25 protein-coding genes are annotated in these 23,094 nt (G+C 72.7%); 9 read left to right on the plus strand and 16 right to left on the minus strand.

What is annotated here, in order from left to right; genetic code table 11:
* The first annotated feature begins 121 nt into the window (after window positions 1-121).
* On the plus strand, window positions 122-1,501 hold the full coding sequence (locus AC068Z_RS26140) for an 8-oxoguanine deaminase (RefSeq protein WP_478560226.1): 1,380 nt from the start codon (window positions 122-124) through the stop codon (window positions 1,499-1,501).
* A 211-nt stretch (window positions 1,502-1,712) separates the two neighbouring features.
* A complete protein-coding gene (locus AC068Z_RS26145) occupies window positions 1,713-3,101 on the plus strand; it encodes a nucleobase:cation symporter-2 family protein (protein ID WP_478560229.1) in 1,389 nt (462 codons plus the stop codon).
* Here AC068Z_RS26145 and AC068Z_RS26150 read toward each other — a convergent pair.
* Together AC068Z_RS26150 and AC068Z_RS26155 are read right to left on the minus strand one after the other, a co-directional pair.
* Complete coding sequence (locus AC068Z_RS26150; protein WP_478560232.1) at window positions 3,064-3,669, minus strand: 3'-5' exonuclease; 606 nt, start codon at window positions 3,667-3,669, stop codon at window positions 3,064-3,066. The genes AC068Z_RS26145 and AC068Z_RS26150 overlap by 38 nt on opposite strands.
* Window positions 3,670-3,781: 112 nt before the next feature.
* Window positions 3,782-5,206 (minus strand): MFS transporter, encoded by a 1,425-nt coding sequence (locus tag AC068Z_RS26155; protein ID WP_478560235.1) that lies wholly within the window; start codon window positions 5,204-5,206, stop codon window positions 3,782-3,784.
* Window positions 5,207-5,305: 99 nt separating this feature from the next.
* Between AC068Z_RS26155 and AC068Z_RS26160 the strand changes: the two genes are divergently transcribed.
* Window positions 5,306-5,707 (plus strand): winged helix-turn-helix transcriptional regulator, encoded by a 402-nt coding sequence (locus AC068Z_RS26160; RefSeq protein WP_478560237.1) that lies wholly within the window; start codon window positions 5,306-5,308, stop codon window positions 5,705-5,707.
* A gap of 12 nt (window positions 5,708-5,719) precedes the next feature.
* On the opposite strand, the gene AC068Z_RS26165 is transcribed toward AC068Z_RS26160, so the two are convergent.
* Genes AC068Z_RS26165 through AC068Z_RS26180 form a run of 4 tightly spaced genes read right to left on the minus strand, consistent with a single transcriptional unit; the run spans window position 5,720 to window position 9,288 of the window.
* Complete coding sequence (locus tag AC068Z_RS26165) at window positions 5,720-6,940, minus strand: ABC transporter permease (RefSeq protein WP_478560240.1); 1,221 nt, start codon at window positions 6,938-6,940, stop codon at window positions 5,720-5,722.
* Window positions 6,937-7,626, minus strand: coding sequence for an ABC transporter ATP-binding protein (locus AC068Z_RS26170; protein ID WP_478560243.1), 690 nt, complete (start codon window positions 7,624-7,626; stop codon window positions 6,937-6,939). Before AC068Z_RS26170 ends, AC068Z_RS26165 begins: the two co-directional genes overlap by 4 nt.
* Window positions 7,623-8,771 carry an efflux RND transporter periplasmic adaptor subunit gene (locus AC068Z_RS26175; protein WP_478560246.1) on the minus strand — a complete coding sequence of 383 codons (1,149 nt, stop codon included), beginning with the start codon at window positions 8,769-8,771 and terminating at the stop codon, window positions 7,623-7,625. Before AC068Z_RS26175 ends, AC068Z_RS26170 begins: the two co-directional genes overlap by 4 nt.
* Window positions 8,764-9,288, minus strand: coding sequence for a hypothetical protein (locus AC068Z_RS26180; RefSeq protein WP_478560249.1), 525 nt, complete (start codon window positions 9,286-9,288; stop codon window positions 8,764-8,766). Before AC068Z_RS26180 ends, AC068Z_RS26175 begins: the two co-directional genes overlap by 8 nt.
* A gap of 187 nt (window positions 9,289-9,475) precedes the next feature.
* Between AC068Z_RS26180 and AC068Z_RS26185 the strand changes: the two genes are divergently transcribed.
* Window positions 9,476-10,132, plus strand: a complete 657-nt coding sequence (locus AC068Z_RS26185; RefSeq protein WP_478560991.1) for a response regulator transcription factor — start codon at window positions 9,476-9,478, stop codon at window positions 10,130-10,132.
* A complete protein-coding gene (locus AC068Z_RS26190) occupies window positions 10,129-11,475 on the plus strand; it encodes a sensor histidine kinase (RefSeq protein ID WP_478560252.1) in 1,347 nt (448 codons plus the stop codon). Before AC068Z_RS26185 ends, AC068Z_RS26190 begins: the two co-directional genes overlap by 4 nt.
* Here AC068Z_RS26190 and AC068Z_RS26195 read toward each other — a convergent pair.
* The 7 genes from AC068Z_RS26195 to AC068Z_RS26225 all read right to left on the minus strand — a co-directional run bounded on the left by AC068Z_RS26195 (window position 11,430) and on the right by AC068Z_RS26225 (window position 15,948).
* Window positions 11,430-11,852, minus strand: coding sequence for an acyl-CoA thioesterase (locus AC068Z_RS26195; RefSeq protein ID WP_478560255.1), 423 nt, complete (start codon window positions 11,850-11,852; stop codon window positions 11,430-11,432). The two genes, AC068Z_RS26190 and AC068Z_RS26195, sit on opposite strands and share 46 nt — an antisense overlap.
* A gap of 55 nt (window positions 11,853-11,907) precedes the next feature.
* A complete protein-coding gene (locus AC068Z_RS26200; RefSeq protein ID WP_478560257.1) occupies window positions 11,908-12,555 on the minus strand; it encodes a hypothetical protein in 648 nt (215 codons plus the stop codon).
* A gap of 289 nt (window positions 12,556-12,844) precedes the next feature.
* Complete coding sequence (locus tag AC068Z_RS26205) at window positions 12,845-13,444, minus strand: histidine phosphatase family protein (RefSeq protein ID WP_478560260.1); 600 nt, start codon at window positions 13,442-13,444, stop codon at window positions 12,845-12,847.
* A gap of 3 nt (window positions 13,445-13,447) precedes the next feature.
* Complete coding sequence (locus AC068Z_RS26210; protein WP_478560264.1) at window positions 13,448-13,981, minus strand: HAD domain-containing protein; 534 nt, start codon at window positions 13,979-13,981, stop codon at window positions 13,448-13,450.
* Window positions 13,982-14,023: 42 nt separating this feature from the next.
* Window positions 14,024-14,305 carry a hypothetical protein gene (locus AC068Z_RS26215; RefSeq protein ID WP_478560267.1) on the minus strand — a complete coding sequence of 94 codons (282 nt, stop codon included), beginning with the start codon at window positions 14,303-14,305 and terminating at the stop codon, window positions 14,024-14,026.
* On the minus strand, window positions 14,293-14,670 hold the full coding sequence (locus AC068Z_RS26220) for an SMI1/KNR4 family protein (RefSeq protein WP_478560270.1): 378 nt from the start codon (window positions 14,668-14,670) through the stop codon (window positions 14,293-14,295). Before AC068Z_RS26220 ends, AC068Z_RS26215 begins: the two co-directional genes overlap by 13 nt.
* A gap of 69 nt (window positions 14,671-14,739) precedes the next feature.
* Window positions 14,740-15,948, minus strand: a complete 1,209-nt coding sequence (locus tag AC068Z_RS26225) for a pyridoxal phosphate-dependent aminotransferase (protein WP_478560273.1) — start codon at window positions 15,946-15,948, stop codon at window positions 14,740-14,742.
* Between the two features lie 81 nt (window positions 15,949-16,029).
* Between AC068Z_RS26225 and AC068Z_RS26230 the strand changes: the two genes are divergently transcribed.
* The gene (locus AC068Z_RS26230; RefSeq protein ID WP_478560276.1) at window positions 16,030-16,656 is read left to right on the plus strand and encodes a winged helix-turn-helix transcriptional regulator; all 627 of its coding nucleotides are present in this window, start codon (window positions 16,030-16,032) and stop codon (window positions 16,654-16,656) included.
* Window positions 16,657-16,717: 61 nt separating this feature from the next.
* On the opposite strand, the gene AC068Z_RS26235 is transcribed toward AC068Z_RS26230, so the two are convergent.
* The 3 genes from AC068Z_RS26235 to AC068Z_RS26245 all read right to left on the minus strand — a co-directional run bounded on the left by AC068Z_RS26235 (window position 16,718) and on the right by AC068Z_RS26245 (window position 20,311).
* Window positions 16,718-17,482 carry a hypothetical protein gene (locus tag AC068Z_RS26235; RefSeq protein ID WP_478560279.1) on the minus strand — a complete coding sequence of 255 codons (765 nt, stop codon included), beginning with the start codon at window positions 17,480-17,482 and terminating at the stop codon, window positions 16,718-16,720.
* Window positions 17,482-18,747, minus strand: a complete 1,266-nt coding sequence (locus AC068Z_RS26240) for a VWA domain-containing protein (protein WP_478560282.1) — start codon at window positions 18,745-18,747, stop codon at window positions 17,482-17,484. Before AC068Z_RS26240 ends, AC068Z_RS26235 begins: the two co-directional genes overlap by 1 nt.
* Before the next feature lie 67 nt (window positions 18,748-18,814).
* A complete protein-coding gene (locus AC068Z_RS26245; protein WP_478560285.1) occupies window positions 18,815-20,311 on the minus strand; it encodes an IucA/IucC family protein in 1,497 nt (498 codons plus the stop codon).
* Window positions 20,312-20,420: 109 nt separating this feature from the next.
* Here AC068Z_RS26245 and AC068Z_RS26250 point away from each other — a divergent pair, with 109 nt between their 5' ends.
* Genes AC068Z_RS26250 through AC068Z_RS26260 form a run of 3 tightly spaced genes read left to right on the plus strand, consistent with a single transcriptional unit; the run spans window position 20,421 to window position 23,093 of the window.
* Window positions 20,421-21,899, plus strand: a complete 1,479-nt coding sequence (locus AC068Z_RS26250) for an IucA/IucC family protein (protein ID WP_478560993.1) — start codon at window positions 20,421-20,423, stop codon at window positions 21,897-21,899.
* Between the two features lie 10 nt (window positions 21,900-21,909).
* Window positions 21,910-22,815 carry a HipA family kinase gene (locus AC068Z_RS26255; protein WP_478560288.1) on the plus strand — a complete coding sequence of 302 codons (906 nt, stop codon included), beginning with the start codon at window positions 21,910-21,912 and terminating at the stop codon, window positions 22,813-22,815.
* Window positions 22,812-23,093 (plus strand): Rdx family protein, encoded by a 282-nt coding sequence (locus tag AC068Z_RS26260; RefSeq protein WP_478560291.1) that lies wholly within the window; start codon window positions 22,812-22,814, stop codon window positions 23,091-23,093. The genes AC068Z_RS26255 and AC068Z_RS26260 overlap by 4 nt, the downstream gene beginning before the upstream one ends.
* Window position 23,094: the final 1 nt, after the last annotated feature.

Genomic DNA, 23,094 nt, shown 5'->3' on the forward strand with positions numbered 1-23,094 from the left:
ACTTCATCGCGGCACCCGCGGCCGGAGAGGTCCCCCCGATCCGGCCGCGGCACTCAAATCTCCCGGGGTCCTGCCGTGCCCTCTCCAACACTGCACAACTCCCGTGAAAAAGGGGCGAACCATGGCAGCTGACCAGCGCATCGTCATCGAGAACTGTGCGATCGCGACCGTCGACGCGGGCGGGACCGAGTACGCGAGCGGTTACCTCGTCATCGCCGGCAACCGCATCGAGGCGCTGGGCGCCGGCCGGGCCCCCGAGGGCCTGGAGAACGTCGTACGGCGCATCGACGCCACCGGCCACCTCGTGACCCCCGGTCTGGTCAACACCCACCACCACTTCTACCAGTGGATCACCCGGGGCCTGGCCACCGACCACAACCTGTTCAACTGGCTGGTCGCCCTCTACCCGACCTGGGCGCGCATCGACGAGCAGATGACGTACTCGGCCGCGCAGGGCTCGCTCGCCATGATGGCCCGCGGTGGTGTCACGACCGCGATGGACCACCACTACGTCTTCCCGCGGGGCTCCGGCGACCTGTCCGGATCGATCATCCGCGCCGCCCGCGAGATGGGCGTCCGCTTCACCCTCGCCCGCGGCTCGATGGACCGCAGCGAGAAGGACGGCGGTCTGCCCCCGGACTTCGCCGTCGAGACCCTGGACGGCGCCCTCGCCGCCACCGAGGCCACCGTCAAGGAGCACCACGACGCCTCCTTCGACGCGATGACCCAGGTCGCCGTCGCGCCCTGCTCGCCCTTCTCCGTCTCCACCGAACTCCTGCGCCAGGGCGCCGAGCTGGCCCGCAGCCTGGGCGTCCGGCTGCACACCCACGGCTCGGAGACGGTCGAGGAGGAGAAGTTCTGCCACGAGCTGTTCGGCATGGGCCCGACCGACTACTTCGAGTCCACCGGCTGGCTCGGCGAGGACGTGTGGATGGCGCACTGCGTCCACATGAACGACTCCGACATCGCCGCCTTCGCCCGTACGAAGACCGGTGTCGCCCACTGCCCCTCCTCCAACGCCCGCCTCGCGGCCGGTATCGCCCGCGTTCCCGACATGCTCGCCGCCGGTGTCCCGGTCGGCCTCGGTGTCGACGGCACCGCCTCCAACGAGTCCGGCGAACTGCACACCGAGCTGCGCAACGCGCTGCTGATCAACCGCCTCGGCGCCCACCGCGAGGCCGCCCTGAACGCCCGCCAGGCGCTGCGCCTCGGCACCTACGGCGGCGCCCAGGTCCTCGGCCGCGCGGCCGAGATCGGGTCACTGGAGCCGGGCAAGCTCGCCGACCTGGTGCTCTGGAAGCTCGACACCCTGGCCCACTCGTCCATCGCCGACCCGGTGACCGCGCTGGTCTTCGGCGCGGCGGCACCGGTCACGGCCTCCTTCGTCAACGGCGAGCAGATCGTGGAGAACAACCGACTGCTCCACGTCGACGAGGACGCCATCGCCCGCTCCACGCGGGAGCAGGCGCAGCGCCTGGCGCGGATCGCCGCGCAGGGCTGACCAGTTGAAGATCTCCGGCTGAGGGGGACGGCCCTCGGCCGGTGGCCGTGGACCCGAGCGGGGTCCATGGCGGCCGTCTCCGGGGCGTGCATGGACGTGTGCGCCCCGGAACGGTCTACCGTCCCCGTCTTCACCGGTCCCGCACGACCGCGCATCACCTCCAAGAAACCCACGTCAGAGCCGACGTGTTAGCTGACCCGGAGGAACCGCCGTGACCGCCCATCCCGTCGACGAAAAACTCCCCGCACTCAAAATGGCCACCACCGGCCTCCAGCACGTGGCCGCCATGTACGCGGGAGTCGTCGCCCCGCCCCTGATCGTCGGGGCGGCCATCGGCCTCTCCGGCGCCGAACTGACCTTCCTCACCGGCGCCTGCCTGTTCACCGCGGGCCTGGCCACGTTCCTCCAGACGCTCGGCATCTGGAAGATCGGCGCCCGGCTGCCGTTCGTCAACGGCGTCACCTTCGCCGGTGTCGCCCCCATGACCGCGATCGTCGCGTCCACCGACGACAAGTCCGACGCGCTGCCGATCATCTTCGGGGCGGTGATCGTCGCGGGCCTGCTGGGCTTCATAGCGGCGCCGTTCTTCAGCAAGATGGTCCGCTTCTTCCCGCCCGTGGTCACCGGCACGGTGATCACCCTGATCGGCATCTCGCTCCTGCCGGTGGCCTTCGGCTGGGCCCAGGGGCCGAATCCCGCGGGCGACGACTACGGCTCGGCCACCAACCTGGGCCTCGCCGCGGCCACGTTGGTGATCGTCCTGCTGCTGCGCCGGTTCACCCGGGGCTTCGTCAAGCAGATCGCCGTCCTGCTGGGCCTCGTCGCCGGCACCCTCGTCGCCATTCCCTTCGGCGTCACGGACTTCGGGCCCGTCGCCGACGCGGACGTCATCGGCTTCCCGACCCCGTTCCACTTCGGCGCACCGCAGTTCCAGATCGCCGCGATCGTCTCGATGATCGTCGTGATGGTGGTCTCGATGACCGAGTCGACCGCCGACATGCTGGCGCTGGGCGAGATCGTGGACCGCCCCGCGGACGAGAAGACCATCGCGGCGGGCCTGCGCGCGGACACCCTCGGCTCGGCGATCAGCCCGCTGTTCAACGGCTTCATGTGCAGCGCCTTCGCGCAGAACATCGGTCTGGTGGCGATGACGAAGATCCGCAGCCGCTATGTCGTGGCGACGGGCGGCGGCTTCCTCGTCCTGATGGGCCTGTGCCCGATGGCCGCCTCACTGATCGCGGTCGTGCCGCGCCCGGTGCTCGGCGGCGCGGGCGTGGTGCTCTTCGGCTCGGTCGCGGCCAGCGGTATCCAGACCCTGGTCAGGGCCGGTCTGGAGAAGGACAACAACGTCCTGATCCTGGCCGTGTCGCTGGCGGTCGGCATCATCCCGATCTCCGCGCCGGAGTTCTACCACGCCTTCCCGGAGACCGCGCGGATCGTCCTGGACTCCGGGATCTCCACGGGCTGTGTGGTGGCGGTCCTGCTGAACCTGGTCTTCAACCACCTCGGCAGGGAGCGCGATGCCGAGGACGTCACCCACCCGATGGAGGCGGGCGAGGAGATCACCGGCTCGGCCCGGCCGGCCCCGGCCACGCCATGAGATGGGCGAACAGCTCGGCCTGCTCCACGGCGTCGTCGAGGGCATGGTGCGTGTGCCGGCGCCGCGACAGCAGCTCGCGCGGCATGGTGCCCTTGGCGACGGCCCGCAGGGGCAGCCCGGCCTTGGTGGCGTAGAGGGTCTTCATGTCCAGGCACCCGGAGTGCCCGAAGGGACTCTCGCCGGTGAACCGGATGAGATACCAGTAGAGAAAGGTCCAGTCGTACGAGGCCGGGTAGCCGCACATGACGGCCTGCGCCCCCTGACTGACCTCCCGCACCCACTGACTGAACTCGGCGAGCGCTACGGCCGGTTCAGCCCCCTCCGTGCCGAGGCGCTCCCGGTCGAGCCCGCTGACCGCGAGCGCCTCCGGCACGAAGTCCGCACTGATGGGCCGCAGTTCCCGGTAGAAGGTCCGCGCTTCGGGATCAGCGGCCTCGAACCCCTCGCCATCCTGCCGCCCGGCCACGGCGGCCCCCAGGCTGAGCATGGAGTAGGGCCCCGGAATCGGCCCGTCGGCCTCGATGTCGACGGAGATGTAGAGACTGGGCTTGATACGTCGTGCTGCCATGACAGGTGAGCCTCGCAGCCTCATGGCGGCGCCCGCACCCGGATTTACCCGGCATCCGGCAGGGCGCCGCCCGGGGCAGCCATCCGGCGAAGGACGACCGGAGTGCCGGCGGTCAGCGTCGGGGCCGGAGAACCCACGCTGCCAGCGCCAGCGCTCCCACCGCGATCACCGTCGCCACCCGGAACGCCAGCTGGTACCCCTCCGCCGCGGCCGCCACCACCTCGGCCCCGCCCCCCAGCAGCCCTTCCGTCCGATGCGCCGCCAGGACCGACAGCACCGCGAGCCCCAGTGAACCGCCCACCACCTGGGTGGTGTTGAACAGTCCCGAAGCCACGCCCGCGTCCTCTTCGCGCACCCCGGACATCGCCAGCCCCGTCAGCGCGGGCATCGCGGCCGCGAACCCGACCGACAGCAGAAGCATCGCGGGGAGGACATCCACCACGTACGAGCCTTCGGCCGGCGCCCGTCCGAGCAGACCCATGCCCGTGGTGATCAGCGCCAGCCCCGCCAGCAGCACCCGATACGGCCCGTACCGCCCGATCACCCGCGCCGACAGCCCCAGCATCAGCACCCCGATCACCAAAGGGGCCGGCAGGAACGCCGTGCCGGTGAGCAACTCCCCGTACCCCAGCACCCGCTGGAGATACAGCGCCCCGATGAACTGGAAGCCGTACATCGTCGCGATCATCAGCACCTGCACGGCATTCGCCCCGGCCGTCAGCCGAGCCCCGAACACCCGCAGCCGCAGCAACGGCCGAGCGGCCCGCGCCTGGCGGACGGTGAACCCGACGAAGAGCACGAGGGCCGCAAGGGACATCCACAGCGTCTCGGCGACCTCCCGCTCACCCGACCCCACGATCACATACACCGTCAGCATCAGCGCGGCCGTCACCAGCGCCGCCCCCGGATAGTCCGCGCCCTTCCCGAGCCCGGCCCCGTCCTCCCGGTCCAGCACCCGCACCGCGGCCGCCCACGCCACAAGCCCGATCGGCAGATTGATCAGAAAGATCCAGTGCCAGTTCAGTGCCTCGGTCAACGCCCCGCCGAGGAAGGTACCGAGCGCCCCGCCGGCCGCCCCCACCGCACTGAACACCGCGATGGCCTTGGCCTGTTCACGCGGCTCGGGGAACAGGGACACCAGCATCCCGAGCACCACGGCGGTCGTCATCGCCCCGCCGACCCCCTGGAGGGCACGCGCGGCGATCAGCGCGCCCTGACTCGTCGCCACCCCGCACAGCACCGACGCCACCGTGAACACGGCGAGCCCCGCCGTGAACATCCGCTTGCGGCCGACGAGATCCCCGAGCCTGCCCGCCAGCAGCAACAGCCCGCCGAAGGGGATCAGATACGCGTTGACCACCCATGCCAGCCCCGACGCCGAGAAACCGAGGTCGCTCTGGATCGCCGGCATCGCCACCGTGACGATGTTGCCGTCCAGGATGGTCATCAGCGCTCCCGCGCAGAGGATCACCAGGGATGCCCAGCGGGAGTACGTTCGTTGCGTCGACCGCGTACGGGACTCGATGATGGCCGTCATGGCGGCACCGCCTCCAGGTCTTCCGGCTTCCAAAGGTGCACGACTTGTAACGGGCAACATCGTGCGGAACCATGGAAGTCGGCGTAAGGAGGCAGTTCGATGTCCCAGAGGAACACCGGTGTTACCTCGCAGGTCGTGAACGCGCACGCCTGCCCCGTGCGGGAAGTTCTTGACAGGGTCGCCGGAAAATGGAGCGTGCAGATCCTGGTCGCCGCCGCCCACGGCCCCATCCGCTTCACGGAGTTGGAGCGCAGCATCGAGGGCATCAGCCGCCGCATGCTCACCCTCACCCTGCGCAACCTGGAGCGCGACGGCCTGGTCACCCGGACCGTGCACCCGACGGTCCCGCCCAAGGTGGAGTACGAACTCACGCCGCAGGCACGTGAGTTGCACGAGACACTGCAACGCCTCACCGACTGGGCGGAGCGCAACCGCGTGCACATCGCCGAGTCACGGGCGGCCTACGACGCCGAGCACGACCCGGAGCTCGCCGACGCGTAGACCGCCCGTCCCTCACGGTGTCGCCAGTGCCTCCGTGGGCGAGAGCCGGGCCGCCCGGAGCGCCGGGTACAGGCCCGCCAGGCCACCGATCACCAGCGTGGCCGCCACCCCGCCCGCCACGGCCCAGGCCGGCACCACCGTCGGCCACCCCTGGTACAGGGCATACCCGGAGGTCACGGCCAGGCCGAGCACGGCCCCGCCCGCACCGCCGAGCGCCGACAGCAGCAGCGACTCGGCGAGGAACTGGCCCCGGATCTGGCCGCGTGTCGCGCCCATCGAGCGGCGCAGCCCGATCTCGGCCCGGCGCTCCAGCACCGAGATCACCATCGTGTTGGCGACCCCCACCCCGCCGACCAGCAGCGCCACCGCCCCGAGCCCGAGCAGCAGCCCGGTGAAGGCCTCGCCCGCCGCCCGCTGCGCCGCCAGCGCGTCCGACGGGCGGGAGACCTCGACCTCGCTCGGCGCCTCGGGGTTGGCCGTCGCGCCGAGCACCTCCCGCACCGACTCCACGCTCGCCTCCGCCGAGCGTGTGTACAGGGTCGTCGCGTGTCCGTCGAAGCCCAGCTCCCGCTCGGCCACCGGCCAGCCGATCAGCGCGGCGGAATCCAACTCCGGTGCCAGCGGAGCCCGTTCGAGGATCCCGACCACCGTGAACCACCGTCCCCCGACCAGCACCCGGGTGTCCTCGCCCGCGTGGCTCACCCCCAGCCGTTCGGCCGCGGCGGCACCGAGCACCACCGCCGGAAAACGGGCCGTGGCCGCGTTGAGCCAGGCGCCGTCCGCGAGGCCGGCACCGACGGCATCACGCAGCGAGGTACGGGCCGCGTAGGTCGCGAGACCGTTCGTTTGGACCTCCGGTATCCGGTCGGTGCGGTACACCTTCGCGTCCGGTACCTTGCCGACCGCCGACACGGACTCCACTCCACCGATCCCGGCGACCATCCGCTCGGCCGTGAGCGGCAGTTGGGCCTGTCCGCCGGTGAGCGTGCTGCCGGGCGAGACGGTAAGCAGATTGGTGCCCAGCGCCGCGAGCACCCGGTCCAGATCGGCGCGCGAGGACGAGGAGATCCCGACGACGGCCACCATGGCGGCGATGCCGATCGCGATGCCCAGCGCCGACAGGAAGGCCCGCAGCGGACGGGTGCGCAGCCCGACCGCGCCGACCCGGACCACGTCCGCGGGGCTCAGCCGGGCGGGCCGCAGCACCTCGGGCGCCGGGACCGTCGCCGTCATCGGGCCGCTCCCGCCGCCGTACGGGCCGCCGAGTCCTCGACCACCCGGCCGTCCCGCATCCGCACCTGCCGGGGCAGCGACGCGGCGATCTCCCGGTCGTGGGTGATGATCACCACCGTGGTGCCGGCCGCGTTCAGCTCCCGCAGCAGGGTCATCACGCCCGCCCCCGACGCGGAGTCGAGCGCCCCGGTCGGCTCGTCCGCCAGCAGCAGCGGCGGCTCGCCGGCCACCGCACGGGCCACGGCGACGCGTTGCCGCTCCCCGCCGGACAGCTCGTGCGGCGCGTGGTGCAGCCGATGGCCCAGACCCACCCGGCGCAGGGCCGCCGTGGCCCTCGCCCGCCGCTCCGCCGGGCGCAGACCGGTGTACAGCAGGCCGTCGGCCACGTTCTTCAGCGCCGACGCCCCCGCCGCCAGATGGAACTGCTGGAACACGAACCCGATCCGCCGCGCCCGCAGCGCGGAGAGCCGCCCGTCCGACAGGGAGCCGGCGTCGTAGCCGTCGATCCGCACCCGACCCGACGTGGGCCGGTCGAGCGTGCCGAGCATGTGCAGCATCGTCGACTTGCCGGACCCGGACGGGCCGACCACGGCGACGAGTTCGCCGCGCGCGACGGCCAGCGAGACCCCGAACAGCGCGGTGACCCCGCCCGGGTAGACCTTGGTGACGTCCGTGAGCTCGATCATCCGGGCATCCCCACCGTCGTACCGGCGGCGATGCCCTCACCGCTGATCTCCACCCGTCCGTCCGCGAACAGGCCCGTGCGCACGGGGACGTACGCCGTGCCGCCGTCCGCCCGGACCACCTCCACGCCGAACCCGCCCCCGTCCAGCGCCACCAGCGCCGCCACCGGAACGGTCAGCACGTCCTCGCGCTCACCGGCCGTGAACGACACGTCCACCGACGCCAGCACGTAGGAAGCCGCCGCCTTCTGGGCCTTGGCCCCGTCGAGGGCGACGAGCACCTTCACCTTGGTCGTGGGGTCCGCCTCGGCGCCGTCACCCGGATCGACCTCGGTCGTGACCTCGGAGACCCGGCCGTCGACCCGGGTCCCGTCCGGCAGCTCCACGCTCACCTTCGCGCCTCGTTCGGCCAACCGCCGGTCCGCGGTGTCGAGTTCGACGGTGACGGCCTGGGCGGTCGCGGTGTACGTGAGCACCTTCCGACCCGGTGCCGTCGCGGCGCCCTCCTCGGTGTCCAGGACGTCCACCCGGACGGCGGCCGGCGCGAACACCACCCGGCCCGGCGCCACCGTCCCGGTCTCCTCCAGACCCAGATCCTCCTGCCACTGCCGTACGGCCTCGGCGGTCGCCTCCGTGTACGTGTCGTCCACCGTGAAGCCGTCGTGGCCGAGGGCCTTCAGGTTGCGTTCCAACTGCTCCACGTCCCGGCCCTCGACCCCCGCCCGCAGCTCCCGGTAGGCCGGGACCGCGCCGTACAGCAGCACCACCGGCTCGTCGTCCAGGCGGTACAGCGCCTCGCCCCGGGTGATCCGCTCGCCGGCGTCCGGCAGCTGGGTGATCGTCCCGGGAACCCGGGCGGTGGCGGTCGTGGCCGCGCCGTACCCCAGTTCGCCGTCCTCGGTACGGGTGTCCCGCAGCGTCTGCCGGGTCACCTCCGCGGTGGCGGGCGGCCGCCGGTCCTCCGCCCGCTCGGCAGACCCGCCGTCCCGGAGGCCGGCCCCTGCGGCCACCGCTCCGCCCACGGCGGCCAGGGCGCCGAGGGCCACGAACAGGCGACGGGTACGGCGTGGGCGGCGCGGGCCGGACGAGCCGTCCTCGGGGGCCGGGTGCGCGGCCGGGGCACTGGTCACCTCGTCGGTCTCAGTCATCGCCCTCGGTCTCCGTGGACCCGCGGCTGCCCGAAGGGGCGTACTTGTCGCACTCCTTCTGCGCCTGCTCGAAGTCGGGGTCCGCCGCGACACCCTGGTCGAGCTGGATGCCCTTCCCGGGCTCCGGGTCGGGGAAGTCCTCGACGCCGTTGTCGCGCATGCACTGCGCCATCTTCCGCATCCGCTCCTCCGCCTCCGGATCCGGACTGCCCCCGTTCTGCATCGGGCTGTACTCGCGGCAGGCCTCCATGGCCGCGTCCACCTTCTCCTTGGGCACCCGGCCGGTGATCCGGATGCCGCCGCCCTCGCCGGGGTCCGCCACCTCCACGCCGTGCTCGCGCAGGCACTCGGCGAACTTCACGGCCATCTCGTCCTGGGCGTTCGCCTCCGCCACGGCATCGGCCGCCGCGTCGGTGGAGTCGTCGCCGGAACCGCACCCGGTCAGGGCCAGCGCCAGGGCCAGGAGCAGGGCCGACGGCAACGCCCCCCGGGCGCCGCCGGTCCGAAACCGCGTCATGTCGTCTCCTCGTGTCGGGATCTTTGGCCTGAAGCGAAGCGGGCGGGCTGTTTCCCCACCGTTTCCGCACCCGGCGCGACGGCTTTCCACCCGACAGGGCGGCCTTCCTTATGCCCGGGAAACGCGGGCTTCGGCACTCTTTCCGGGCGGGGCGGAGCGCTCCCGAGGGGACAGAGGGGTGACGTGGATGCGGGTGCTGGTGGTCGAGGACGAACCGTTGCTGGCCGACGCCGTCGCCGAGTGGCTGCGCGGACAGGCCCACGCGGTCGACCTCGCACACGACGGCGCCGCGGCTCTGGAGCGGGCCGGGGTCGTCGACTACGACGTGGTCGTCCTGGACCGGGACCTGCCGGTCGTGCACGGGGACGACGTCTGCCGCGAACTCGTCGCCTCGGCGTCCGACGCCCGCGTCCTGATGCTGACCGCCGCCGCCGACGTCACCGACCGGGTGCGCGGACTCGCCCTCGGCGCCGACGACTACCTGGTCAAGCCCTTCGCCTTTCCCGAACTCGCCGCCCGGGTCCTGGCGCTCGGCCGGCGCTCCCGGCCGGCCGCGCCGCCGGTGCTGCGCCGGGCCGGTCTCACCCTGGACCCGGCCCGCGGCGAGGTCTTCCGGGGCAGCCGCTACGTACCGCTGTCCAAGAAGGAGTTCGCCGTGCTGGCGGAACTGCTGCGGGCCGACGGGGCCGCCGTCTCCGCGGAACACCTGCTGGAGAAGGCCTGGGACGAGAACGCCGACCCGTTCACCGGCGCGGTGCGCATCGCGGTCCTCAAACTCCGCCGCAAACTGGGAGATCCGCCGGTGGTGGAGACCGTGACCGGCGTCGGGTACCGCATCCCGTGAGCCGACCGAGCCCGAGCCCCCTGTGCCGTCGGATCCTTCCGCTGCCCCGCCGTATCACCCTGCGGGCCCGCCTCACCCTCACCTACGGCGGTCTGTTCCTGGTCGGCGGAGTGGTGCTGCTGGGCGTCACCTACGCGCTCCTCGGCCGGCAACTGGGCGGCACCGGCACGAAGGTGGTGTCGCGGACGCATCCGGCCGGGCAGCCCACGCCCTCCCCGAGCGACGCCCTGCGCGAGTCGCGGACCGTGGTCGGCGGCGGCCCGGGCCTGTCCACCCCGCCGCCCGGCGCCGACCTGGAGAAGTGGATGGAGAAGCAGCGCGAGCACTGGCTCGACGAGGCCACCACCTCCCTCCTCACCCAGGGCGGCATCGCGCTCGGCGTGGCGGGCAGCGCGGCGGCCGGACTCGGCTGGGTGCTCGCCGGGCGGGTGCTGGCGCCGCTGCACCGGGTCACCGACACCGCGCGCCGGATCGCCGGTGCCCCCGCGGCCGACCGGGGACTGCACGAACGCATCGCGCTGCGCGGCCCGGACGACGAGGTCAAGGACCTCGCCGACACCTTCGACACGATGGTGGAACGGCTCGACCATTCCTTCGACGGCCAGCGCCGCTTCGTGGCCAACGCCTCCCACGAGCTGCGCACCCCGCTCACCCTCGGCCGTGCCCTGGTCGAGGTGGCCATGCACCGGCCCGCCGCGTCCTCGGACGTGCGGCAGCTCGGCGAGCATCTGCTGGAGATCAACGCCCGCCACGAACGGCTGATCAGCGGGCTGCTGCTGCTCGCCCGGTCGGAGCACGAGATCGCCGAGCGGCTGCCCGTGGACCTGGCCGACGTGGTGGGCCATGTGGTGGAGCAGAGCGCGGCGGAGGCCGACCGGGCCGGGATCGTCGTGCACGACGAGTCGGCCGAGGCGCCTGTGCTGGGTGACGCGCTGCTGCTGGAGCGGCTCGTGCACAACCTCGTGGAGAACGGCGTCCGCCACAACCGCGGCGAGGGCGGCTGGGTCCGGGTGGTGAGCCGGGCACCGGACGCGGAGCGGGTGGAGCTGGAGGTCAGCAACACCGGTCCACCGGTGCCGCCGTACGAGGTGCCCGTGCTCTTCGAACCCTTCCGGCGGCTCGGCGCCGACCGGCTGGTCACCGGGAAGGGGGCGGGCCTCGGCCTGTCCATCGTGCGGGCCATCGCGCACGCCCACCACGGGGAGGTCACGGCGGTGCCCCGGGAGGGCGGGGGCCTGACGGTGACCGTGACGCTCCCCAGGGAGCCGGAGCCGGAGCCGGAGCCGGGGCCGGGGCCTCAGAGCCCGAACAGGCCTGGATCCGTGGCCAGTTCCTTGAAGTAGCCCTGCGGATCGGGGAGCAGCTTGCGTGCCTTGAGATCCATCAGCCCGCCGACAGCCGTGATCTCCGCCGCCACCGTGCCGTCCGTCTTCGTGATCGTCTGCCGCATGCGGAAGGTCTTGCCCTGGCCCCACTCGAAGACGCAGGAGACCTCGACCTCGTCACCGGCGAGCAGCTCCCGCTGGTAGCGGATGGTCGTCTCCAGGGCGACCGGTCCCACGCCCTTGCCGATCAGGCCGGCCTGGGTGATCCCTGCGGCCCGCAGCAGCGACCAGCGGGCGTGCTCCGCGTAGTTGAGGTACACGGCCTGGTTGAGGTGCCCCTGTACGTCCGTCTCGTACCCACGGACGGTCACCGGAACGGAGAACGGCTCGGTCACGACTTCCCCTTCTCGTGCCACGCTTCCTGATCGCTCCGATCCTGGCATGTGCTCCCTACGTCCGTCGCGGGGATGCCAGCAGATACCGGGCGCGTGTTCGAGGGTCCGTATGCTCGCTCACCTGCCAGCCCGCCTTCTCCAGGGTCGCCCCGCACGCCCGCAGCCGCTCGGGGTCCGGCTCGTGCACGGCCACGGCGTCCGGCTGCGGGGTCGCGCGGACCCGGTAGCCGTCGTCGCCGGCCGGCCCCGCCGGAGGATGTCCCGCCGCCTCCAGCGCGAGCGCGGCGCCCGGCACCAGATGCGTGCGCTCCCAGCCGCACGGCCGGTCGGTGGCGCCGTCCGGGTTGGTCATCCGGCGCAGCTCCAGCAGCCCCTCCCAGGCGCTGCGCACCTCACGGAGGCGGGCCGGACCAGCCGGGGGCGGCTCCTCCTCGCCGCCGATGCGCGCGGCGAACACTCCGGTCGCCGAGGCGGCGGGCTCGGGCGCGAGGCCCGCGACGGCCGCGTCGCCGCCCGCCGCCTCCCGTATCCGGTGCCCCGCCGGGGTCAGGAAGTGGTCGTGCGGCGGACGCGGATGCCGGAAGGCGAGCCCTCGCTTCACCAGCGCCGCGAGCTGGGTCTCCGTACCGCCCCGCAGGCGCCCTGTCTCCGGGTCGGCGGCGTCGATCACACGCCGCTGGGCGGCGGTCGGCGGTCGTGTCACGGCGTGCTCCCCTCTCACGGCGGCGAGATCCCCACCGCTTCGAAGGTTACGACCCGGGTCTGACAATCCGGTCGGCGACCGCTACGACCGCGCCCGACATTCCACCGGCGATCACTCCGACCCGGGTCCGACATCCGAGTCGGCGATCGCTACGCCCTGCATCCGACATCCGAGTCGGCGATCGCTACGCCCTGCATCCGACATCCGAGTCGGCGATCGCTACGCCCTGCATCCGACATCCGAGTCGGCGATCGCTAAGCCCCGCATCCGACATCCCAGCCCGCGATCACTACGCCCCGGGTCTGACATTCCACCCCGCGATCACCGGCCGCCCGTGCTCGGTGCCCAGGCGGCACACGGTCCCGGTGGCCAGTTGGAACAGGGCCCCGTCCGTCGGCGGCAGCCCGAGTCGCCGTGCCGTCAGCACCCGCAGGAAGTGGCCGTGCGCCACCAGGACCACGACTCCCTCGGTGTTGGCGTGCGCCGCGTCCACCTTGGCGAGCACCCGGTCCGCGCGCGCCCCGACCTGCGCCGGACTCTCCCCGGGATGGTCCGGCGGCCCCGGCGCGACCCCGTCGGTGAACAGGAACCAGCCGGGCCGCTCGCGCTGGATCTCGACGGTCGTGACGCCCTCGTACCCGCCGTAGTCCCACTCCCGCAGATCCGGATCGATCCGCACGTCGGTGAGCCCGATCAACTCGGCGGTCTCGCGCGCCCGCTGCAACGGGCTGACGAAGGAGGCCCCGATCCGGTGCGAGCGGATCAGCGGCACCAGGCGCCGCGCCTCCTCCCGTCCGTGCTCGGTGAGCGGGACGTCGGTGGAGCCGGTGTGCCGGCCGGACCGGGACCACGCGGTCTCCCCGTGCCGTACGAGCAGAAGATCACCCATGCCTCACAGGCTATGGGCCCATCGCTCCAGCCGCGCGAACTCCGCGTCCCCCAGACCCCGGCGCGGATCGATCCGCAGCAGCAGCGCGGGCCCGTCGTGGTGCTCGGCCACATACGTCACGTCCAGATCGGTGACCATGTCGTCGACCCATACGAACGGCCGTCCCGCCGCCCACGCCACGACCTGCCGGGTCTTCCAGTACAGGCCCTCGGGGTCCTCGGCGAACAGGTCCGTGAACTCGATGACCGGCAGATCGGTGGGCAGCCCGATCACCGGCCCGATCATCTCGTTGGCCTCGTGCATCCAGGTGGTGGCCCAGGCCAGCTCGTACGGCAGCCCGAGCAGCCGTGACCCGTGCCCCGGATGCAGTCGTACCCGCAGTCCCCGCCGCAGCCGCCGGGAGCCCGGGACCTGGCGGGCGGACCAGTTCGCTGGGTGCACGCGACGGGTGACGTAGCCGCGATGTCTCAGGTAGGGGGCGCGGAACGGGTTGAGGGGGCCGTCGACGTCGAGGAGTAACAGCGGGCGGTCGCTCATGGTGGTGGGTCTACCCAGGCGGCGAGGCGAAGCCACGCGCGGTCAGTGCACGGGGCGCCGGCGATCGCAGGCCTCGTCCAGCAAGGGCGCCTCGGGGTCGTCCCAGACCAGGCAGCCCCACACCAGGCCGGGTACGTCCGGGCCCATGGCGTCCGCCGGCCCTACGGTGAGCGTGCGGTGAACGGCCTCGAGGTAGGCGGCGATCGACGGATAACCGGGCTTGTCGCACGCGAGATCGTCCGGCAGCGACCAGGAGCCGACGCCGTCCTCGCCCACGTAGTGCCCGGACTCGGGGCCGGCCTCGTCGCCGGTCAGCCACGGCACCACCGCGGCGCGCCCCACATGTCGTCGCGGCCGGCTTCCGGCAGCCGGGGCCTGAGCGCGTCCTGCGGGCCGAGCAGGATCCCGCCCGGCAGGAACGCCCCCGAACCGACCTCGCCCGCCTCCTCGTTGGCCTCGATGTACTGGTGCTCCACACCACCGCACAGCCGCCACAGCGCCGCCAGTTCCGTGGGCAGCCCGAATCCGAGGGCAGCCCGCAGGCGTACGTCGGCCGCGGCGATCTCCTCCTCCGTCGCGGGCGGCAGAAGAGAGGCGTGGGAGACGGGCGCGTGCTCGGCGAGCCAGCCCGTCACGGACCGCCAGGCGGCCGCGACCCGCTCGGCCTCACTGCGGTGTTGAACAGACATTCGCCCACCGTAGCCACCGAATTGCCTGCCCGGGCCGGCAACGGATCACCGGTGGCGCGAAGTCAACCCCTACTGCCGGTACCCGCTGAGGAACCGCCCGATCCGCCCGATCGCCGCCTCCAGGTCCTCCGCGTGCGGCAGGGTGAGGATGCGGAAGTGGTCGGGGGTGGGCCAGTTGAAGCCGGTGCCCTGGACGACCTGGATCTTCTCGCGCAGGAGCAGGTCCAGGACGAACTTCTCGTCGTCGTGGATCCGGTGCACCTTGGGGTCGAGCCGCGGGAAGGCGTAGAGCGAGCCCTTCGGCTTCACGCACGACACCCCGGGGATCTCGTTGAGCTTCTCCCAGGCCACATCGCGCTGTTCGCGCAGCCGCCCGCCCGGCGCGGTCAGCTCGTTGATCGACTGGCGGCCGCCCAGCGCGGCCTGGATGGCGTACTGCGCGGGCGCGTTGGCGCACAGCCGCATCGAGGCCAGCATGGTCAGCCCTTCAAGGTAGTTCCGGGCGTGCTGCCTGGGCCCGGTGACGACCAGCCAGCCCGAGCGGAAGCCCGCCACCCGGTACGTCTTCGACAGCCCGCAGAAGGTGAGGACGACCAGGTCGGGGGCGAGCGCGGCGGCCGAGTGGTGGACCGCGTCGTCGTAGAGGATCTGGTCGTAGATCTCGTCCGCGAAGACCATCAGGCCGTGCCGGCGGGCGAGGTCGAGGATGCCCTCGATGATCTCCTTGGGGTAGACCGCGCCCGTGGGGTTGTTGGGGTTGATGATGACCACGGCCTTGGTGCGATCCGTGATCTTCGACGCCATGTCGTCCAGGTCCGGGTACCAGTCGGCCTGTTCGTCGCAGAGGTAGTGGACCGCCTTGCCGCCCGCGAGGGTGGTGACGGCCGTCCAGAGCGGGAAGTCGGGGGCCGGGATCAGGATCTCGTCGCCGTCCTCGACGAGCGCGGTCACGGCCATCGAGATCAGCTCGGAGATGCCGTTGCCGAGGAAGACGTCGTCCACGTCGACGTCCAGACCCAGGTTCTGGTAGCGCCCCACGACGGCCCGGCGGGCCGAGAGGACGCCCCGCGAGTCGGTGTAGCCATGCGCCTGGGGGAGCATCCGGATAATGTCCTGGAGGATCTCCTCCGGCGCCTCGAAGCCGAACAGCGCGGGGTTGCCGGTGTTCAGGCGCAGCACGCTGTGGCCCGCCTTCTCCAGTGCGTCGGCGTGCTCGATCACCGGGCCGCGGATCTCGTAACAGACCTCGCTGAGCTTGTTCGACTGCCGGAACTCCATGCGCCCCTCCAGGATCTGGTGTCACTTGGTTTTACCAAGTCCGCGCTTGGAAAGTCCAATGACATGTCTAGACTGCGTGCCATGTCACCACGCCGAAGCTACGACCAGTACTGTTCCGCCGCCCGCGCGCTGGATGTCGTCGGCGACCGCTGGACCCTGCTGATCGTCCGTGAACTGCTGGCGGGCCCGCGCCGCTACACCGACCTGCACGCGGACCTGCCGGGCGTGAGCACCGACGTACTCGCCTCACGGCTGAAGGACATGGAACGGGACGGCCTGAGCACCCGCCGCCGACTGCCGCCCCCCGGCGCCGCCTACGTCTACGAACTCACACCGCGTGGAAAGGAGTTGCTGCCGGTGCTCCAGGCCCTGGGTGCCTGGGGTCAGGCCGAACTCGGCGAGCGGCGACCGACGGACGCCGTCCGCGCCCACTGGTTCGCGCTGCCGCTGCTGCGGGCCCTGGAGGGCGAAGGGCTCGTCGAAGTGCGTCTGGAGGAGGGGGAGTTCCACGTGTACGTCGGCGGCGAGGGCGATCCCGTCTACGGCGACGGACCCGCCCCGGCCGAACCCGACGCGCGGCTCGCGCTGGACACCGACACGTGTACGGCCGTGGCGCGGGGGGAGTTGAGCGTGGCGGACGCGGTACGGGACGGGCGGATCACGGTCACTGGGGACGGGACCCTCGCCAAATCTCTCCGCGAGGCATAGGCGCTGCGCCAGGCATGGCAAAGGGGCCCGTCAGGCCACGGGCCCCTTCGGCACAGAGCGGTCAGACGCCCGGCGGTCGCCCGGTCCCGCGCGTCAGCGCGTACCCGCCGATGCCCGCGAGCGCGGCCAGCACCCCGCCGATCGCCGTCCACACCCAGCGGTCGGACCACCAGCCGGACGCCCAGCCGTCCTCCGGGTCGATGCTGGACAGCACGGCGGCCGAACTGTCCTCCTCCGCCTCGGACTTCACCGCGACACCCGGCACCAGCGGCTCGGCCAGCGAGCCGTCCACGGCCGCCGCGCCGCCCATGTCCTTGGAGTCGACCCGGACCGAGGCCCGCACCGGCAGACCCAGGTCGGCCGTGGCGAGGTTCACCACGGTCAGCCGGACGTAATAGGTGCCCGGCAGCGGGTCGTTCGCCCACGGCTCCGACCAGGCGCGGACCGTGCGCATCACACAGGCCAGCTCCACCGAGGAGGCGTCGGCGGCAGCGGTGCGCGTCTGGGATCCGTACTGGCAGGCCTGGCGGCGCCGCAGCCCGTCGTAGACGTCGATCTGCCAGGTCTCGGCGGCGTGCGTCTCGGGCAGCTTCACCGTCGCCTTGACGTCGGGGCGCTGTCCGGCGTCCGCGGGGAAGGACCAGTACAGGTAATCGCCCGCCGAACCGCTGGCGGTCGCCTCCTGGCCCTGCTCGATCTCGGTCGCCGTACGGAAGGACGTACCCGCCTCGTCCGGGGCCTTCTCGTCCGCCAGGGCGGGCGCCGCCGCGAGCCCCAGCATCAGCAGGGCCGCTGCCGCCGCTGTCAACGTACGTGTGATCCGCATCAGTTGGTCCTCCAGACCGCGACCCGCCAGCGCGACACCCAGCCCCAGATCAGCCCGGCGAGGAAGCCGGCCAGGATCAGCGCCCCGAGCAGCCACCAGCCGCGTCCGAGGCCGAAGGAGGCCACGTCGCCCGACCCCGAGGGGCCGTCGACGACGTCCACGGTCAGCTCCAGCGGCAGACCGGGTGTGGTCTTCACCCCGGAGGCGGCCGAGAAGGAGTGCGTGACCTGGAGGCACACGGTCTCCGCCGTGGCGTCCTCGTCGTCGCTCTCCGCCTTCGGGTGGCGCAGACCGGTCGACACCACGTCCGTACGGCCGTTGCCCGCCGCCTCACCGCGCACGATCTCCCGGCCGCGTTCTGTCACCGCCCGCAGCAGCACGCCGTACGACGGGTTCACCTCGCGGTCGGCCGACACGCTCACCGAGGCCCGCAGCTCCTGGCCGGGCTCGACGTCCACCCGGTACCAGCGCTGCTGACCGAACTCCGCGCGGTCGGTGTACAGGCCGGATTCGAGCGTGGGCGCCTCGGCGCAGACCGAACCGCCCTCCGTCGCCACGGGCGTCACCACCGGCTCGGCCGCCCGGTCCACCAACTGGTTGACGCGGTCGCTGAGTTCGTCGGTGTGCTCCACCGAGGTGTAGGTGCCGCCGGTCGCCTCGGCGATACAGCTCAGCTGCTGCCGCATCTTGGTGTTCGGGACCAGACCGAGCGTGTCGATGGTCAGCCCGATGCCCTTCGCGGCGATCTCCCGGGCCACCTCGCACGGGTCGAGCGGGGCGCAGGTGTCCTCGCCGTCGCTGATCAGCACGATGCGCTTGGAGCCGGTGCCGCCGTCGAGGTCGTCGGCCGCCTTCAGCAGCGCGGGCCCGATCGGCGTCCAGCCGGTGGGCGTGAGGGTCGCCACCGCCGTCTTGGCCTCGGTGCGGTCCAGCGGGCCGACCGGGTAGAGCTGCGCGGTGTCCTTGCAGCCCGTCTTCTGGTTGTCGCCCGGGTAGTTGGCGCCGAGGGTCCGGATGCCGAGCTGGACCTCCTCGGGCGTGGCGTCGAGGACTTCGTTGAACGCCTGCTTCGCCGCCGCCATCCGGGACTGGCCGTCGATGTCCCGGGCCCGCATCGAGCCGCTCACGTCGAGGACGAGGTTCACCTTCGGCGCGTCCTCGCCCGTGGGTTCGCCGGCGGCCGCCCCGGCCGGGAACGCGAGCCCCGCCGTCAGCGCGGCGAGCAGGGCACAGGCCCCTGCCGCCAGCCGTGTTCTTGTGATCATCGGCGGATCCTATTGATCCGGACCGCCGCACTCCAAAACGACCCCGGACGGCCACCTGAAAGCCCCCTCAGCGCAGGGGATTGGGCAGCCGCGCCCACTGGTCCCCGGGCGTGCTCGGCGACAGCCGCATCAGCGTCAACGCCTTCGCGGGCAGCGGCTCCTCGCGCAGCACGGCGAGATCGGGCGTGCGCGGCAGATCCCGTACGACCGTCTCCAGCGCCCCGCCGAGCGCCGCCGCCGAACCCGCCGTACCCGCGAGCGCGCCCGCCACGAGGGAGCCGAACAGCTTGCGGCGCAGGGTGGTCTCGTCGTCCGTGACGATCCGTCCGGTCAGCTCCGGCACCGGGATGCCGTGCCGGGCCAGCCGGGCCGGGCTGATCCGGATGTCGGCGAGGTCGCGGTAGACCAGGCGCAGCGGGGTGCCGTCGGCGTCCAGCACGACCAGCAGGTTCTGGCCGTGCGCCTCCAGGGCCACGCCCAGCTCCAGCAGCCGCAGCCCGACGGTCAGGGCGAGCCGGGCGAAGGAGGCCAACCAGTCCGCGGACGCGGGCAGTTCCGTGGTCGCGAGCGCGGCCACCGGCACCACCCGCTCGCCCGGCCCCGCGTACTCCTGCGGCGACTCGCGCAGTACGGCCGCCAGGTCGGGGGAGTCCGCGGTCGCCGCCCCCAGCGTGCGGGTGATGTGGAGCAGCCCGTCCGTGTGCGCGGCCAGCGACTCCGCGAACGCGGACAGGGTCGCCGAAAGGCCGATGGAGTACACCGAGATGTCCCGCACCGACGAGGTCAGCCGGGCGCTCAGGGCCGTCTTGACGTGCGGTCCGCCGGGCAGGGCGAGTGTGCGCAGGGACATCAGCGGACGCGCGCCGCCGAGGCCGCGTTCGCAGGGGCGCTTGAGCACATGCGCGGCCTGCCAGGGATGCACCGGCAGCAACAGGCTCTCCCCGTCCCGGAGTTCGTCCGGCCAGGCGCCGGTCAGCAGGCACTCGGCCGCCGGTACCGGCCACAGGCCCAGCTCCACCAGCGGCCGGTGCTCGGGCCCGTAGGCGAGCTGCTCGGCCACCGAGAAGCCGGGCCGGGAACGGCAGTTGGGGTGGTACGGATGGCCGTCGACGACCCGCTGCTCCCACTCCCAGTCGTGCGCCGGCCACTCCGGCGAGGACCCTGGCTGATTCGCCCGGGACAGCGCCAACGAGGCCACACTGTGCCCGAGTTCGGACACGAAGGCCGTTCCCTCGGCTACGCCCAGGCCGGTCGCCAGCAGCGCCGGATCGGCGTACGCCGTCTCGTCGAGGCGTACCTCCGTGACATACGCGGCGGTGGCGTACGGGTCCGCGTGCGGTCCGTGCAGCCGGCGGCCGTCGGCCAGGCGCAGGGTGAGGCCGTCCCGGCCGGTCTCGCGGGCCGTGATCCAGGGCAGCGGCTCATGAGCGAGCGCCCGCCACAACCGCGTCAGTACGGCCGCGCGGGCGCCGGGCAGCTCGGCCGCGTACCGGGAGGCCATACCGGGGCGGAGTTCCGCCAACTCGGCCGCTACCTCGGCTTCGGCGGTGAGGGGACGGTGCACGGTCGGGCTCCTCGGGTACGAGTAGGGCGTCAGCGCGGGTGGTGACGACAGACATACTGATCTTCGCCGCCCGAACGGACCGTAGAGAACGAGTGAACGCGTGGACCTGATGCCCCCGCCCGCCGCTGCCGACGCCGCCGCCGACGCGTATGCCGCCGCGCCGCTGCTGAACTGCCTGCTGCGGGAGGTGGCCGAGCCGCTCGACCGGCCCGGCGAGCCGCGCGTGCACCGCCTGCCCAGCGGGCGGCTCCTGAGGGTGCGCGGCACCCGGCGCCCGGCCGCGCCGGAACTGCGTGTGGACGGGGAGTGGCTGCGCGTCGGCCATCCCGAGCTGGTGAAGCTCGTCGCCGAGGAGCTGCGCCGGCACACCGGCCTGGACAACCCCGAACTCCCCGCCGAGATCGTCGACAGCCGGGACGCGGTCGCCGCGCTGCTCGCCGTGCGGTCCCGAGCGGTGCCCCCGGCCGACCCGTACCTGCTCTCGGAGCAGTCCCTGGTCACCGGTCACCCGCACCACCCGGCGCCGAAGGCGCGCGGCGGCGGCCCGGTGGCGGCCTGGCTGCCGTACGCGCCCGAGGCGCACGCCCGCTTCCCGCTGGTGCTGCTCGGCGCGCGGGAGGACACGGTCGTGGAGGAGGGCGACACCACCGCCCTGGACGCCCTCGGCGAGGCACCGCCCGGCTACCGGCTGCTGCCCGCCCACCCCTGGCAGCTCGACCTGGTGGACCTCGGCCGGGCCTTCACCGACGGACGGCTGATCCGCCTGGGCACGACCGGCTTCGAGACCTGGCCGACGGCCGCGATCCGCACGGTGTACGCCCCCGAGCGCGATCTGTTCCTGAAGTTCAGCCTCGACGTCCGCATCACCAACGACATCCGCCGGCTCTGGCGGCACGACCTGCTCAAGCTCCGCAGGACCGATGCGGCGGTCACCGAGGCGTTCGCCGCCGGGCCCGGCGCCTGGCTCAGCGACCGGGGCTACCGCACGGTCGACTTCGCCTTCGAGGAGCTGGCCGTCCTGGTCCGCGACGGCTTCCACGGCCACCTCCGCCCCGGCACGACCCCGCTGCTGGCGGCGGGCCTCGTCGAGGGCTTCGCCGGCAGCCCGCTGGACGCCGCCGAGGACCCCGTGAGCTGGTGGGACGCGTACCTGGACGCGGTCGTACCGCCCGCCCTCACCGCCTTCGCCGACCACGGCGTCGTACTGGAGGCGCATCTGCAGAACACGGTGGTCGCCGTCGACGCCGAGGGCACCCCGGTGCAGGCGCTGTACCGGGACGCCGAGGGCGTGAAGCTGCTGGCGGACGTGGACCGGGCAGCCGGATGGGAGCGGCTCGTGTACTGCCTGGTGGTGAACCACCTGTGGGAGGTCGCCGCCGCCCTCGCCGAGCGCCGACCGGGCTTCGACCCCTGGCCCGCCGTACGCCGGGCCCTGACCGCGCACGACCTCCCCGAGATCCCCGCCCTGCTCACCGCCCCCACGCTCCCCGGCAAGACCAACCTGCTGCTGCGCTGGACCGGCGCGGACGGCGCCGCCGCCCGCTACCGCCCCCTGCCCAACCCCCTGGCCACACCTGAGCTGACATAGGCTGGCCGGTGTGCTGCGTGAAGTGACCGGTGAGCGATACGTGACCCCGCTGCGGTCCGGCGGCTCCGTGCCCGGAGTCGTCGAGGCCGACGATCTGGGCACGTACGTCGTGAAGTTCACCGGTTCCGCGCAGGGGCACAAGGCGCTGGTCGCCGAGGTGATCGTCGGGGAGCTGGCGCGCGCCCTGGGCCTGCGGTTCCCCGAACTGGTGCTGGTCCACTTCGACCCGTCGATCGCCGACGCCGAACCGCACCAGGAGGTCCGGGACCTGCACGCGGCCAGCCACGGCGTCAACCTCGGCATGGACTACCTGCCGGGCGCCAAGGACTTCACCCCGGAGCTGGCCGAGGTGTTCCCCGTGGACCCGCTGGAGGCCGGCCGGATCGTCTGGCTCGACGCGCTGACGGTGAACGTGGACCGCACGGTCCACAGCTCCAACCTCATGGTCTGGCCCACCCTCGGCACCGTCCCGCCGCGCCTGTGGCTGATCGACCACGGCGCGGCCCTGGTCTTCCACCACCGCTGGGACGGCAGCGACCCCGCCAAGGCCTACGACTTCCGCCACCACGCCCTCGGCCGCTACGGCCCCGACGTACGGGCCGCCGACGCCGAACTCGCCCCCAAGGTCACCGAGGAGCTGCTGCGCGGGATCGTCGCGGAGGTCCCCGACGCCTGGCTCACCGACCACGCCTCGCCCGACGAGGCGCGCGAGGCCTACGTGGCGTACCTCCACGCGCGCGTGCGGGCCTCCGAGGCCTGGCTGCCCACGGACTTCCCCACCCGGGACGAGCTCGCCGCCGAGGACGCCCGCCGGGCGGCGCAGAGACAGCAAGGACGCCCCGCGTGGCTCAAGCAGGTCCCCGACCTGCACGGCAAGCCCGCGGCCGAACAGGATTGGTCGGTGCACCTCGGATGAGTGGCCGGGTCGAGATCGAGTACTGCACCCAGTGCCGCTGGCTGCCGCGGGCGGCCTGGCTGGCGCAGGAGCTGCTGACGACCTTCGAGGCGGAGCTGGACGAACTGGCCCTGAAGCCCGGCAAGGGCGGGGTGTTCGTCGTCCGGGTCGACGGCGAGGTCGTCTGGGACCGCCGCGAGCAGGGCTTCCCCGAGCCCACGGCGGTCAAGCAGGCCGTACGCGACCGAGTGGCCCCGGGGAAGTCCCTGGGCCACTCGGACAGGTCCGCGCAGGAGTAGG

The sequence above is a fragment of the Streptomyces sp. NPDC043726 genome, from assembly GCF_056436565.1.

What these genes read in the sequence shown, in the direction of transcription:
- AC068Z_RS26160 (WP_478560237.1), top strand. Translation starts at nt 5,306, where the DNA reads ATGTCCCAGAGGAACACCGGTGTTACCTCGCAGGTCGTGAACGCGCAC.
- AC068Z_RS26150 (WP_478560232.1), bottom strand. Translation starts at nt 3,669, where the DNA reads ATGGCAGCACGACGTATCAAGCCCAGTCTCTACATCTCCGTCGACATC.
- AC068Z_RS26250 (WP_478560993.1), top strand. Translation starts at nt 20,421, where the DNA reads ATGCCCCCGCCCGCCGCTGCCGACGCCGCCGCCGACGCGTATGCCGCC.
- AC068Z_RS26155 (WP_478560235.1), bottom strand. Translation starts at nt 5,206, where the DNA reads ATGACGGCCATCATCGAGTCCCGTACGCGGTCGACGCAACGAACGTAC.
- AC068Z_RS26260 (WP_478560291.1), top strand. Translation starts at nt 22,812, where the DNA reads ATGAGTGGCCGGGTCGAGATCGAGTACTGCACCCAGTGCCGCTGGCTG.
- AC068Z_RS26230 (WP_478560276.1), top strand. Translation starts at nt 16,030, where the DNA reads ATGTCACCACGCCGAAGCTACGACCAGTACTGTTCCGCCGCCCGCGCG.
- AC068Z_RS26165 (WP_478560240.1), bottom strand. Translation starts at nt 6,940, where the DNA reads ATGACGGCGACGGTCCCGGCGCCCGAGGTGCTGCGGCCCGCCCGGCTG.
- AC068Z_RS26180 (WP_478560249.1), bottom strand. Translation starts at nt 9,288, where the DNA reads ATGACGCGGTTTCGGACCGGCGGCGCCCGGGGGGCGTTGCCGTCGGCC.
- AC068Z_RS26240 (WP_478560282.1), bottom strand. Translation starts at nt 18,747, where the DNA reads ATGATCACAAGAACACGGCTGGCGGCAGGGGCCTGTGCCCTGCTCGCC.
- AC068Z_RS26220 (WP_478560270.1), bottom strand. Translation starts at nt 14,670, where the DNA reads ATGTCTGTTCAACACCGCAGTGAGGCCGAGCGGGTCGCGGCCGCCTGG.
- AC068Z_RS26225 (WP_478560273.1), bottom strand. Translation starts at nt 15,948, where the DNA reads ATGGAGTTCCGGCAGTCGAACAAGCTCAGCGAGGTCTGTTACGAGATC.
- AC068Z_RS26170 (WP_478560243.1), bottom strand. Translation starts at nt 7,626, where the DNA reads ATGATCGAGCTCACGGACGTCACCAAGGTCTACCCGGGCGGGGTCACC.
- AC068Z_RS26175 (WP_478560246.1), bottom strand. Translation starts at nt 8,771, where the DNA reads ATGACTGAGACCGACGAGGTGACCAGTGCCCCGGCCGCGCACCCGGCC.
- AC068Z_RS26210 (WP_478560264.1), bottom strand. Translation starts at nt 13,981, where the DNA reads ATGAGCGACCGCCCGCTGTTACTCCTCGACGTCGACGGCCCCCTCAAC.
- AC068Z_RS26185 (WP_478560991.1), top strand. Translation starts at nt 9,476, where the DNA reads ATGCGGGTGCTGGTGGTCGAGGACGAACCGTTGCTGGCCGACGCCGTC.
- AC068Z_RS26205 (WP_478560260.1), bottom strand. Translation starts at nt 13,444, where the DNA reads ATGGGTGATCTTCTGCTCGTACGGCACGGGGAGACCGCGTGGTCCCGG.
- AC068Z_RS26235 (WP_478560279.1), bottom strand. Translation starts at nt 17,482, where the DNA reads ATGCGGATCACACGTACGTTGACAGCGGCGGCAGCGGCCCTGCTGATG.
- AC068Z_RS26140 (WP_478560226.1), top strand. Translation starts at nt 122, where the DNA reads ATGGCAGCTGACCAGCGCATCGTCATCGAGAACTGTGCGATCGCGACC.